The 12776-nt window shown below is 32.1% G+C and carries 11 protein-coding genes; 7 read left to right on the forward strand and 4 right to left on the reverse strand.

From position 1 onward, the window contains the following. From ACNQF6_RS13925 to ACNQF6_RS13935, 3 genes are all read right to left on the reverse strand, one after another. On the reverse strand, nucleotides 1-1927 hold a 1927-nt coding region (locus ACNQF6_RS13925), incomplete at its 3' end, for a hypothetical protein (protein ID WP_417966517.1). Nucleotides 1928-1929: 2 nt separating this feature from the next. Beyond that, nucleotides 1930-2553 carry a hypothetical protein gene (locus ACNQF6_RS13930; RefSeq protein ID WP_417966518.1) on the reverse strand — a complete coding sequence of 208 codons (624 nt, stop codon included), beginning with the start codon at nucleotides 2551-2553 and terminating at the stop codon, nucleotides 1930-1932. Continuing rightward, nucleotides 2550-3020 carry a T9SS type A sorting domain-containing protein gene (locus ACNQF6_RS13935; RefSeq protein ID WP_417966519.1) on the reverse strand — a complete coding sequence of 157 codons (471 nt, stop codon included), beginning with the start codon at nucleotides 3018-3020 and terminating at the stop codon, nucleotides 2550-2552. Before ACNQF6_RS13935 ends, ACNQF6_RS13930 begins: the two co-directional genes overlap by 4 nt. 888 nt (nucleotides 3021-3908) lie before the next feature. Between ACNQF6_RS13935 and ACNQF6_RS13940 the strand changes: the two genes are divergently transcribed. After that, nucleotides 3909-4511 (forward strand): helix-turn-helix domain-containing protein, encoded by a 603-nt coding sequence (locus tag ACNQF6_RS13940; protein WP_417966520.1) that lies wholly within the window; start codon nucleotides 3909-3911, stop codon nucleotides 4509-4511. 50 nt (nucleotides 4512-4561) lie between these two features. Here ACNQF6_RS13940 and ACNQF6_RS13945 read toward each other — a convergent pair whose 3' ends face one another. Beyond that, nucleotides 4562-7768: a cytochrome c biogenesis protein gene (locus tag ACNQF6_RS13945; protein WP_417966521.1), complete on the reverse strand. Its 3207-nt coding sequence runs from the start codon at nucleotides 7766-7768 to the stop codon at nucleotides 4562-4564. A gap of 200 nt (nucleotides 7769-7968) precedes the next feature. Here ACNQF6_RS13945 and ACNQF6_RS13950 point away from each other — a divergent pair, with 200 nt between their 5' ends. The 6 genes from ACNQF6_RS13950 (at nucleotide 7969) to ACNQF6_RS13975 (ending at nucleotide 12728) form a co-directional block, all read left to right on the forward strand. After that, on the forward strand, nucleotides 7969-8742 hold the full coding sequence (locus tag ACNQF6_RS13950) for a Rossmann-like and DUF2520 domain-containing protein (RefSeq protein ID WP_417966522.1): 774 nt from the start codon (nucleotides 7969-7971) through the stop codon (nucleotides 8740-8742). After that, complete coding sequence (locus tag ACNQF6_RS13955) at nucleotides 8726-9253, forward strand: KdsC family phosphatase (protein ID WP_417966523.1); 528 nt, start codon at nucleotides 8726-8728, stop codon at nucleotides 9251-9253. The genes ACNQF6_RS13950 and ACNQF6_RS13955 overlap by 17 nt, the downstream gene beginning before the upstream one ends. Nucleotides 9254-9294: 41 nt before the next feature. Further along, a complete protein-coding gene (locus tag ACNQF6_RS13960; protein WP_417966524.1) occupies nucleotides 9295-10218 on the forward strand; it encodes a geranylgeranylglycerol-phosphate geranylgeranyltransferase in 924 nt (307 codons plus the stop codon). Further along, nucleotides 10211-10795: a Maf-like protein gene (locus tag ACNQF6_RS13965; protein WP_417966525.1), complete on the forward strand. Its 585-nt coding sequence runs from the start codon at nucleotides 10211-10213 to the stop codon at nucleotides 10793-10795. The genes ACNQF6_RS13960 and ACNQF6_RS13965 overlap by 8 nt, the downstream gene beginning before the upstream one ends. A 13-nt stretch (nucleotides 10796-10808) precedes the next feature. Next, nucleotides 10809-11339 (forward strand): mechanosensitive ion channel domain-containing protein, encoded by a 531-nt coding sequence (locus ACNQF6_RS13970; protein ID WP_417966526.1) that lies wholly within the window; start codon nucleotides 10809-10811, stop codon nucleotides 11337-11339. Nucleotides 11340-11528: 189 nt separating this feature from the next. Continuing rightward, on the forward strand, nucleotides 11529-12728 hold the full coding sequence (locus ACNQF6_RS13975; protein WP_417966527.1) for an AI-2E family transporter: 1200 nt from the start codon (nucleotides 11529-11531) through the stop codon (nucleotides 12726-12728). The last annotated feature ends 48 nt before the right edge of the window (nucleotides 12729-12776 follow it).

Raw genomic sequence — 12776 nt, forward strand, 5'->3', positions numbered from 1 at the left:
TTACACTTGTACTTTTGTTTGACAAAGCTTCTTTGCTTGCTTCAGCTGTAGTAGCACGAGATACTTCTGATGCTAAATCTGTAGTCAATGTAGCTTCAGCAGTCGTAGCACGAGATACTTCAGTTGCTAAATTTGTTGTCAATGTAGCTTCAGCACTCGTAGCACGAGATATTTCTGAAGCTAAAGCAGTTGAACCTGATGTAGTCGAAGCGTCAACATAATCCTTAACCGATTTTACACTTGGGTATTTCGTGTCAGAAGTTCCGTCCGTACTTACACTGGTACTTTTGTTTGCTAAAGCTTCTTTGCTTGCTTCTGCAGTCGTGGCACGAGATGTTTCTGATGCTAAATCTGTAGTCAATGTAGCTTCAGCAGTAGTAGCACGAGTTGTTTCAGTTGCTAAATTCGAAGTCAATGTTCCTTCAGCACTCGTAGCACGAGATATTTCTGAAGCTAAATTTGTTGTCAAAGCAGCCTCAGCTGTTGAAGCTCGAGATATTTCTGAAGCTAAAGCAGTTGAACCTGATGTAGTCGAAGCGTCAACATAATCCTTAATCGATTTAACACTTGGGTATTTCGTGTCAGAAGTTCCATCCGTACTTACACTTGTACTTTTGTTTGCCAAAGCTTCTTTACTTGCCTCAGCTGTAGTAGCACGAGATACTTCTGATGCTAAATCTGTAGTCAATGTAGCTTCAGCAGAAGTAGCACGAGATATTTCTGAAGCTAAAGCAGTTGAACCTGATGTAGCCGAAGCATCAACATAATCCTTAACCGATTTTACACTTGGGTATTTCGTGTCAGAAGTTCCATCCGTACTTACACTGGTACTTTTGTTTGCCAAAGCTTCTTTACTTGCTTCAGCGGTTGTAGCACGAGTTGTTTCAGTTGCTAAATCTGTAGTCAATGTAGCTTCAGCAGTCGTAGCACGAGATATTTCTGATGCTAAAGCCGTTGAACCTGATGTAGTCGAAGCATCAACATAATCCTTAACCGATTTTACACTTGGGTATTTCGTGTCAGAAGTTCCATCTGTGCTTACACTTGTACTTTTGTTTGCCAAAGCTTCTTTACTTGCTTCTGCTGTAGTAGCACGAGATATTTCAGTGGCTAAATCTCTAGTCAAAGTAGCCTCAGCAGTCGTAGCACGCGATACTTCTGATGCTAAATTTGTTGTCAATGTAGCTTCAGCAGTCGTAGCTCGAGATATTTCTAAAGCTAATGCTGTTGAACTCGGTGTAGCCAATGCATCTACATAATCTTTAACTGATTTTACACTTGGATATTTCACATCTGATGCGCCATCAGTTATGATGCTCGTACTCTTATTAGATAAATTTTCCTTAAAACTAAATTCATTTACCGCAGCTATACTTAGGGGTTTATCTAAATCACTAGTATTATCAACTTTATCAATACCAAAATTTATTTTCGCACCCAATAGCGAGGTAGCATTTGTTCCTCCATTAGTAATAGCTACTACACCAGTTACATTTGTTGCATTTGTAGCCGAATAGGCAAAAGGGACATAATTTAGTGGCTGATTACTAATTTCTGAAAAAGCAGAACAACTTCCATCGGTATTAATAGAAACTACCAAAGTTTTCTTTAAGCTATCCCAAATTACAGTATCAAAAGATAGAGCGTATCCTCCTGTTTGTAATCCTTCACCAATTATTAAATTAACCATCCCAAATTGATCTGTCTTAATCTGGACAACTTCTTGATATTCCAGTTTAGAATACTCATCAAAAAATTTAAACAACATGCAAACATTCCTATTGGCAAGCGGTGCATTGACGTTATTTACTCCTGGTAATTGTTCCCCTTTAGCATTAAGAATTACAGCTTGATAGCTAATTCCTTTGGTTTGTCCAAAATTTTTTGCACTTAATAAAAGTATAAAAAGTATGATTAAATTTTTCATAATTATTTTCCGTTAATATTAAAGTGAATTCCTAATTGAATATGATTTGTTTCAAATGATAATTTCTCACCATTGACATTCGAATTATATAAACTTTTGCTGTAATTATAACCAACACTTAAAGATCCAAAAGAGGGTATATTATATTTAGCGAGAAATCCTATGTGGGGAACAAGCACAAGTCCTGAAAATTCTTTATGCTTTACTAAATCGTAATAAACCCCATCGATTCCCTGTTTACCATAAATAATTGTTGACCCTTTTAATCCTATTTGTAGAAAAAAATTAATATTTTTAATTGAGGATGGTAAAACCGAATAATTTAGTTCGCTATTTATACCTAAATATTTTGTATCCCAACTGTAAGAAATGTTAGAATAGTCACCTATAGCATTGTAGTCATCTAAAGAAAATCCAACTGCATAAGAGAATTTGTTGTGCAACGGATTAGAAATGCCTACTTCAAAAAAATTACCTACTCCACTTTGTAGATACGAATTTGATTGACCAGAAGAATCTCTATAATCATATTTTGTAAAGTTCTTTCCTGTTTTGAAATAAATTTCTTGAGAAAAAGCCTGATATGACAAAAGGAAAACAATAAAAAAAAAGTAGTTTTTTTTCATATTTTAATGATTTTGGTATAATAATTAAAGTTGGATGAACTAAGTCGAACTAAATATTCTGAGCTTGGTAACGAAGACAAGTCAATAGTTAAAATAGTATTATTGGGCTTTATATCTTTAAAAAAAACTAAACGACCGCTTATGTCGAAAATATTTACATTGACAACTTCAGCAATGATTTTAGAAAATTGAAAATTAATAGTTTGTGTAAATGGATTTGGGAAAGTTGTAGTTTTCAACTCATCAATTAAATTAGATGAAATGTATTTACCCCAAATACTTTGTTGGAATCCCTGCATAACTACAATCTTATTACTAGACAAACCAATAAGACTTTGTTGTCCAATAGACTGTGATATAACTGAACCATCAGATATTTTTTTTGTCATTCCTTGTGATGACAGCATTTGATGATGCAAAACTTGCCCATGAAATGTTACTGTAAAAAAAATAAGTAAATACCTCATATGAATTAATTTTATCGAATTTAATCATGTTTATTTACCGTTTATCGATAAAACAAAAAAAAAAGCTAATCAGTAATAACTTTTCAATTATTAGTAACTAAAAAATAATTTCAGCTTATAAAAGTGGCTAAAAAATAACTTAAAGAAAAGGGCTAACTTCTTTATGTAAGATTTTATAGGTAATAAATAAATATTTTCCCCATTTTATTAATCAAATAATCATTCAAAAAGAATATATTTGATATCATTTTAAAGAAATATATCTGAATAGTATTTTGTCAATAAAGTAAAAAGACGTTCATTCACTTTAATACATTGAATTAAATGGTAATAAATTTACTCTGTTTTATTATTGGTATAATTGGTTTTATAACTACTTTGTTGATCTTTATAAACTATAAATCCAATAGAATTATGAACTTATACATCATTCTATTGATATTTATAATTTCATTGCGTTTTTTCTTATCTAGTTTGACCTATTTTATTTTCGACCCATCCTTTAAAAATACTTATTTTAAATATTCAAACTTATCGATAATCGCGATCCCCATTTGCTATCTGTACTTTAAAAATTTATCTGAAAATAGAAAAAAGATCAATTCAAAGGAGCTACTACATTTTATCTTTCCGGTATCGTTTTTTATCTTTACAATTAATCGCAATCATTTTGATTTTGAACAGATAGAAATTATTTTATGTGGGTTGTTTTTTATTTTTGCTGTAACCTATATTATTTTATGCTTTCGATTCTTGAAGTCTAAAATTCTTACTAGTAAAAGCGAAGTCAAAGTAATTCAAAAGCAAAATAAATTAATTAAAAGCTGGACACTATTTTTATTTATTGCACTTGCACTAACTATATTAAGACTTTTTACATCAATCTTCATGGAAATTTATTTCGGTGAAAGTATAAAAGGACATAGCTATCAGTGGATATCTGCTTTAATTTGGTTAACTATTTTATTTAAAATATTAATTTCTCCTGAAATTCTTTATGGCTATAATGTATTACACCAAAAGATCAATGAGAATAAAAACAACTGTTTGATATTTAATGAAATTTGGAAAATGACTCCTGATATTGAATTAAATAATAGCCAACATTTAATTCTTAAAGAAAAAATAGATCCGCACATTGTTGAGTATATCAAGGAAATTGAGAGAATCTCATTAAAATTTGAATTATTTAGAAATGCAAATTTGACAATAACCGATTTAGCTAACAGCTTACAAATCCCTAAAAGTCATATTTCATATTTATTTAAATACCATTCAACAATTTCTTTCTCGGAATATAAAAAAGTAATTCGTATTCATGATGCCATCAAACAGATTGAGTTAAATTATTTAAAAAATAATACTTTAGATTCATTATCAAAAAAAGTTGGATTTACTTCATACAATCCGTTTTTTACAAGTTTCAAAGAAATTGCAGGTATGTGTCCCTTAGAATTTTACAAAATAAATAAAACAGAATTTGAGGAATAAAAAAAGGTTCAACTTAAGTTGAACCTTTTTTATGATGAAATAATTAATTCTTATTTCTTATAAAACTTCTTATATTTTGGATACGAAATAGCTCCAAACAAAGTAATTGCTCCAAGAGAATACCAAATCCAACTCAATGAATGTGCTTCTCCACTTGCATAAGAATGCAATCCTACCAAGTGAAAATTCACACCATAATAGGTGAATAAAATAGATATAAAAGCAAACATACTCATTAAATTAAAGACCCATTTTCCACGTAAAGAAGGTACAAATCGAGCATGAATTACAAAAGCATAGACCATAATACTGATTAAGGCCCAAGTCTCTTTTGGATCCCATCCCCAGTAACGTCCCCAACTCTCATTGGCCCATTGTCCGCCAAGGAAGTTCCCAATAGTCAACATTATCAAACCTATCGTTAATGCTAATTCGTTGATGTAAGTGATTTCCTGAATATTCAAATCCATTTTGGCTTTATTTTTTTCATTTGTAAAAGAAATCAGCAACAAAGAAACTGAACCTAAAATAAATCCTAATGCAAACGGGCCATAACTAGCCACAATTACCGCCACGTGAATCATCAACCAATAGGAATTTAAAACTGGTTGCAGATTTGCAATCTCTGGATCAATCCAGTTTAGATTTGCAGCCCAAAGAATCATTGCGGTTACAAAAGCTGAAGAAGCCACAGTAAGTTTTGATTTTCTGTCGAAAGCCAAACCAAAAAACATGGTAGCCCAAGCAATATATATAATCGATTCATACGCATTACTCCAAGGTGCATGACCGGAAATATACCAACGGGCAATTAAGCCTACAGTATGCAATCCAAATAATAATCCAATAATAATATGCATTGTATTTACTGTTATAGCTAATACTTTTCGCTCTTTGAAGATTTGCATAATTGTAAAAAACAACATCAAAATTGCCGCTACAGCATACCAATAAAAAAGTTTATTGAAAACATCATATTTATTATACAACACTTCTGATGTAATTCTTTCTTCACTCGGTCTCACTTTACTACCAAAACGTTTTTGGAAACCATTGATACTTTCCAGTAATTCATCTGCAGTTTTGTAATCATTAGAAGTTGAAGCGTTTGCCAAAGAACCAAAATACAAAGGCAATACATTTTTAGTATACGTCGCTTCCATTCCTTTGAAACTAGCTTCGTTGAGTTCTAAATAAGAAACCCACTTGTTATTTTTATCATCCGGAATAGGGAAAATTTTCAATATTCGACCGCTTAACGCCGATTCCATCAAGTTTACTCTTTTATCGGTTTCGATAAAATCTTTTTCAAATTGATTGGGGTTAGCCGCTTTAAATGATTCTTCTAAATATTTAGAAAGTTTATAATTCCCTTTAGCATCAAAGAAAGCTACAAAAGGTGCAAATTTAGCTTTCTTATCAACCCCAATTATTTTTCTTAAACTGTCATTTCCTCTTCTTAAATGAATGATTGGAATCTCAATCCAATAGCTAGCATACTGAGTGATAGACAAGAAAACTTGGTCTGAATTCATATCATTGTACGAATCACTCTGGCTTACTTTACGCAATAATTCTGATGAAAACGTATTAATCGGTTTCATTCTACCGCCTCCGTCTTGAATTACAAGTCTACCAAATTTTGCTGCATGCTCTGCAGGAACTTTATACTTATTAATCAGAACATTCAGTTCATCCTGGCTCAATACTTTTTTGGTATGATTAGCGTGCGTTGCCGGTGCTGCTTCAGCTTCCGTGTGCGCATGTCCTTCGTGATCCGCGTGATTGTGTTCCTGTTCTTGTGCAAAACTGCTGAAACTGAACATAAAAACTAAAATAGTCAACAATTTAGCTTTCTTAGTTTTAACCACTTCTAGCTTGCGTTTGATATCTGCAAAACGAGAATATTTAGTAAACATAATCGCCATCATTGCAAAATACAACATAAAATAACCGGCATAAGTTAGCGCTGTTCCCCAAAAATCATGATTTACAGATAGAATTGTCCCTTTTTCATCTGGATCAAATCCTGATTGAAAAAAGCGATATCCATCGTAATCTAAAACATTATTCATATAAATTCTGGCTTCAAATGGTTCTTTATCTTCAACGGTTACTTTACTTTCAAACGAAGAATAACTTTTCTCTGTTCCTGGATATTTCTGAGCAATAAAATCATTCAATTTTATCTTGAAAGGCAATACATACGCTTTACTTCCATAGAAAAAGGAGTAATCGATATTCCCGATTTTTACAGTTTTGGCCTCACCTATTTTACCTTTAGAACCTAAAACGGTAACAATTTTTTCTTGACCTTCAGCAACAACTTTTACTGTTACTGCATCCTCATGATTTTTAGCTTTAAAATCATTATCTGATTCATAATCAACAATTCCTTTTACAGCAAGATCTGGAAATACAAATCGCATCTCTCCTATGCTGTATAACGAACGCATCATCAAGGGTTGCGCATTATCTTTAGTCACTTTGCCCTGTAATTTATCCGCCATTCGCATAAAATTACCTTCAAAAGGTGTTTGAATCGTGTATTCTTTTCCAGTCGTATTGATATTTATAGCACCATCCGTATATTTATTTAAAGAAAACAAAACATTATGAATATTTTGTACTTCGCCCTCTTTCAAGAAATGCTCGTGACGACCGCCATCACCAGCTTCTACAATTTTTAAAAATACAGTTCCCTTTGGATCAGGTTTAATGTATTCTTTGGCTCCCATAATGAAATTTTCATATTCTACTTCAAATGGCGTATCAGCAAACTTTTCGGAAATACTGAAATGATTATTTAAAGCCGGAGAAAGCAGCACTTGTTTTTCAAAAACACGGCGTTTCATTTCCCCTTTATATTCCCCATCTACAAAAACAGTAAGGAATGTTTTATCTGAAAAAACTTGATTTTCAGCAGCGCCTTCGCGAATAGGCATCATTCCTTCGTAACTAATGTAACGGGTTATAAATGCACCAGCAATAATGAAGATAAAAGACAAATGGAGTAATAAAGTAGCCCATTTTTCTTTTTTTAATAACTGATAACGCTTAATATTTCCAATGAAATTAATCATAAAAAATACATGTATGGCCTCAAACCACCAGGCATTGTAAATTAAAATTTTTGCAGTGTCGGTATTGTACTTGCTTTCGATAAAAGTTCCAGTAGCCATGGAAACTGCATATACAATAAATAAAAAAGCCATTAATCGAGTAGAAAACAAAAAAGAAAATATTTTTTTATCCATTTTTAAGGGATTATGTTTTTATAAAAGTGCCACAAAAGTACTTAAAAATGTTGACTTCTATATTCGCACATTTGTTAATTTAATCCAAAATTAAGTAGCTTCATTTTTTGTAATAAAAGTATATTTTAATTGGAGTTACAGTTTATTAGCCAATCCAAAATTGAATAAAACTCTTAATATTTTTTTGCTAATTTTGTCCCATGACTAAAGTAATTATTATTGGTTCCGGAAATGTAGCACAACATCTGACTGTAGCATTTCTAAATTCCCAAAAAATGGGAGCTGAAATCGAATTGGTACAAGTTTTTTCAAGACAAATAGGAAGCGTCTCTCACCTACTCGATTCAAGTCAGATTACAAATGATTTAGATGCTTTAGCTGAAGCTGACTTGTATATTATTGCCGTTTCTGATGATGCTATTGCTGCTATTTCTTCGCAACTTCCTTTCAAAAATCGCTTGGTGGTTCATACCTCAGGAAGTGTTTCTTTGAATGCTTTGGATGACAATAACCGAAAAGGTGTTTTCTATCCTTTACAGACTTTTACTAAAAACAAGCCAGTAGATTTGAGAACTATTCCAATATGTTTAGAAAGCGAAAATGCAACGGATTTTCAATTATTGGATAAAGTGGGCAAATCAATTTCTGATAAAATATTCGCTATTAACTCCGAACAGAGAAAAGCATTGCATGTTGCGGCAGTTTTCGTCAATAATTTTACGAATCATTTGTACCAAATAGGTCAGGAAATTTGTCAGGAACATCAGGTTCCTTTTGAAATTTTAAACCCTTTAATTACAGAAACAGCTCAAAAAATAATGTTACTTTCGCCGTCAGAAGCACAAACTGGACCGGCTAAACGCAATGATACTGCAACTATCGAAGCACATGAAGCTTTTTTGTCCAATGAAAATCACCTTACAATTTATAAAACACTAACACAATCTATACAACATAATGGCAAGAAGTTATAAAGAAATAATGAATGATATTACTACGTTTATATTTGACGTAGACGGCGTACTTACTGACAGTTCTGTTTTTGTAACCAATGAAGGAGAGATTTTGCGCACCATGAATATTCGTGATGGTTATGCCATGAAAGCCGCGGTAGAAAGCGGTTATAATGTTTGTATTATTTCGGGAGGAAGCAACGAAGGTGTTCGCATTAGATTACGAAATCTGGGAATTACAGATATTCATTTAGGGATACCAAATAAAGTAGAAACATTTGATGAATATACTGGTGTTTACAATATCAATCCAGAACACGTTTTGTACATGGGCGATGATATTCCGGATTATCACGTGATGAAATTAGTAGGATTACCCGCTTGTCCACAAGATGCAAGTCCTGAAATCAAAGCTATTTCCAGATATATTTCACACAAAAACGGAGGAAAAGGAGCTGCTCGTGATGTTATCGAACAAGTGATGAAAGCGCAAGGGAAATGGATGGCTCATTTTGATGGGAAACATGATTAGTACTATTTTAAATGTTAAATTATAAATTTTAAATAACATCAATGTTTCCATTTTTAAAACTAATCCGATACCAAAACCTACTGATGCTTGCTTTTATGCAGCTTATTTTCCGGTATATTTTTTTTAAATCCCAAGATATTCCTTTGGCATTAGCCGATTGGCAATATGGATTATTGGTTCTATCAACTATTTTAATTGCTGCTGGAGGATATGTTATCAACAATGTTTTTGACCAAAATACGGATACTATCAACAAACCGAATAACGTAATTGTAGGCAAAATTATTTCTGAAACCAATGCTTATAATCTATACATTGGACTTACTGTTGCCGGTGTCGCCATTGGCTTTTATCTGTCAAATGTTATAGTAAAACCTGGCTTTGCGTCTATTTTTATTTTGATTGCCGCGACGCTTTATTTGTATGCGACAAGCCTGAAACAAATAATGATTATTGGCAATGTTATTGTGGCATTGTTACTTTCTTTTAGTGTGATTATCATTGGCGTTTTTGATTTATTCCCGACGATTCATGAAGAAAACCAACAGCAATTAGGAATTGTTTTTTCTATTCTTTTAGATTACGCCCTATTCACTTTCTTTCTTAATTTTATGAGAGAAATTATTAAAGATATAGAGGATGTTGATGGTGATTATAACCAAGGAATGAATACTTTACCTATTGCAATAGGCAAATCGAGAGCCGCAAAAATAGTTTTTGGATTAAGCTTTATTCCTATTCTTTTAATGCTGTATTACATCAATAAATACCTCCTTGAGTTAGTATTTACGACTGTATATTTATTGCTTTTTGTCGTGGGACCATTAATTTATTTCACCGTAAAAATTTGGACTGCAAAATCTAAAAAAGAGTTTCATACCCTGACTCAGTTGTTAAAATGGATTCTGCTATTTGGGATTCTATCTATTATTGTTATAAGTTTAAATATCAAATACAATGCTTAAAAATAAATTAAAAAAATACGTTTTAATTCTGGCTTCGGGTTCACCGAGACGCCAGCAATTTTTCAAAGATTTAGAACTGGATTTTGAAATTCGATTGAAAGAAATTGAAGAAATTTATCCTCCAGAATTGAAAGCGGAGCAAATCACCAATTATCTGGCTGAATTGAAAGCCAGCGCTTTTGAAGGAGAGTTAAAACCAAATGAAATTCTGGTTACCAGCGACACCATCGTTTGGCATAACAATACCGCTTTGGGCAAACCAAAAGATGAGCAAGATGCTTTTGAAATCCTGAAATCATTATCGAATGCGACGCATGAAGTAATCACTTCCGTTTGTTTTAAAACCAATGAAAAAACGGATGTATTGCACGAAGTGACCAAAGTTACTTTCAATGAACTAAGCGACGAATCGATTCATTATTATTTAGAAAACTACAAACCGTATGACAAAGCCGGTGCCTATGGTATCCAGGAATGGATTGGTTTTATAGGTGTTTCAAAAATTGAAGGTTCGTATGCCAATGTGATGGGAATGCCTACGGATAAAGTACATGAATATCTGAATAACTTAGCGTAATTAAATTATGAATATGACTTTTTTTCAAGAATACACAAGAGAACTAATTGCAACAGGAATTCTGGGGACTTTGCTGGTACTATTCCGTATTCTTTCTACAAAATTGGTTCGAAGCTATGCAAAATCAAACCAAACTCTGGAGCATAGAACTAATTTAGTGATTAAATACATTCACTTGTTTATCAATATTTTAGTGGTTATTGCCTTAATAATCATTTGGGGAGTCCAGACCAAAGATATTTTTATTGCACTTTCATCTATCACAACTGTTGTAGGTGTTGCTATGTTTGCCCAATGGTCTATTTTGAGTAACATAACATCAGGTGTTATTTTGTTTTTTTCTTTTCCGTTTAAAATTGGTGACGTTATAAAAATCCATGATAAAGATTTCCCCATTGAAGCAGAGATTGAGGACATTGGTGCTTTTCATGTGTATTTAAAAACCATCGATGGAGAAAAAATCATTTACCCTAATAATCTGCTCTTGCAAAAAGGGATTTCGATACTGAAAGACCATTTTGATGATAAAGAATTCATGGATTAATCAGCATTTTACAAAAATTCAATTATCTAGTGATTCTGTTTTGTAAATCAATTGAGTAAAAGTGATAATTTTACAACTATTGATGAGAAATATATAATACTTTAATTTCTTTAATTCTTCATATTTGTCAATTAAAAACAATACCATTCATACTTGAATAGTAAATACGTTATTTAAAAATAATTGAATATGAATGACACCTTAAAATTTCCATTTTACGCCAAACTAACCCTTGTTTTATTGGGTTTAATAGCTCTGTTTTTTATTTTTTATATTGGTCAGGATATTTTGGTTCCCATAATGATGTCATTTTTATTTGCTATTTTATTGTATCCAATTGTTCAGTTTTTCAAATCAAAACTCTATTTTCCGCATGTTTTGGCGGTGATGATAGCAGTAATTTTATTCGTATTGATCTTCATTGGACTTTTTGTTTTCCTATCCTTTCAAATTAGTGATTTTGCAGCTGATTTTGATAAAATTGAAAAAAACATCAACATTCATCTTCGCAATATTCAAGGATTTGTCAGAGACAATTTTCATTTAAGTTCCTGGGAACAAAAGCAATATATTGATACCGCCACTGAGGATTCCATGGAAAAAGGAAAAGAGTTGATTGGTACTACTTTAATGTCTTTTACGGATACTTTGGTAAATTTGACATTAATACCTATTTATACTTTTTTAATTCTTTTATATAGAACTCATTTTTTACTGTTTTTATCCAAGTTATTTAAAAAAGAGAATTATAAACAGTTAAAAGATATATTGACAAACATAAGAGTTGCCATCAACAGTTACATCGTGGGTTTAATCATTGAAATGATTTTAGTCTCAACAATGACTACACTTGGGTTTATGGTCATTGGTGTAAAATATGCTGTTTTGTTAGGAATTATTACAGGAATTTTAAATTTGATTCCATACATAGGAATCCTTTTTGCAGGAGTGCTGAGTATTGTTGCTTCGCTTACGGGTTCTCCGGATTTATCGATAATTGTGGGCGTAATCGTGATTACTATTATAGTTCAGTTAATTGATAATAACATTTTGGTTCCCTTGATTGTAAGTTCTAAAGTAGAAATAAACGCCTTTGTATCGATTATTGGAATTATCATAGGTGGGGCAATTGCAGGAGTTTCTGGTATGTTTTTAGCACTTCCTATCCTGGCAGTACTCAAAGTAATTTTTGATAGAGTAGAATCTTTAGAACCTTGGGGATACCTTATGGGAGATCATTTACCCAAAACATATACTTGGCGCAATATTAAATTACCTTTGTTTGATTCTGAATCAACGCCAAAAAAAATAGTTATCAAGACTGATATTGTAGTTCCTGTATTTACTGAAACTACAACGGAAAATGACACTGCCAGAACCAATGAATAATTTTTAAAATAGTATATTTCGACTATTCAAATTCTGAATTTTGTTAAT

The organism is Flavobacterium pasteuri (assembly GCF_048286615.1).
Classification (GTDB): domain Bacteria; phylum Bacteroidota; class Bacteroidia; order Flavobacteriales; family Flavobacteriaceae; genus Flavobacterium.

Coding starts and splice junctions, on each gene's coding strand:
- ACNQF6_RS13930 (WP_417966518.1), bottom strand. CDS start 2,553: ATGAAAAAAAACTACTTTTTTTTTATTGTTTTCCTTTTGTCATATCAG.
- ACNQF6_RS13935 (WP_417966519.1), bottom strand. CDS start 3,020: ATGAGGTATTTACTTATTTTTTTTACAGTAACATTTCATGGGCAAGTT.
- ACNQF6_RS13940 (WP_417966520.1), top strand. CDS start 3,909: ATGGAAATTTATTTCGGTGAAAGTATAAAAGGACATAGCTATCAGTGG.
- ACNQF6_RS13945 (WP_417966521.1), bottom strand. CDS start 7,768: ATGGATAAAAAAATATTTTCTTTTTTGTTTTCTACTCGATTAATGGCT.
- ACNQF6_RS13950 (WP_417966522.1), top strand. CDS start 7,969: ATGACTAAAGTAATTATTATTGGTTCCGGAAATGTAGCACAACATCTG.
- ACNQF6_RS13955 (WP_417966523.1), top strand. CDS start 8,726: ATGGCAAGAAGTTATAAAGAAATAATGAATGATATTACTACGTTTATA.
- ACNQF6_RS13960 (WP_417966524.1), top strand. CDS start 9,295: ATGTTTCCATTTTTAAAACTAATCCGATACCAAAACCTACTGATGCTT.
- ACNQF6_RS13965 (WP_417966525.1), top strand. CDS start 10,211: ATGCTTAAAAATAAATTAAAAAAATACGTTTTAATTCTGGCTTCGGGT.
- ACNQF6_RS13970 (WP_417966526.1), top strand. CDS start 10,809: ATGACTTTTTTTCAAGAATACACAAGAGAACTAATTGCAACAGGAATT.
- ACNQF6_RS13975 (WP_417966527.1), top strand. CDS start 11,529: ATGAATGACACCTTAAAATTTCCATTTTACGCCAAACTAACCCTTGTT.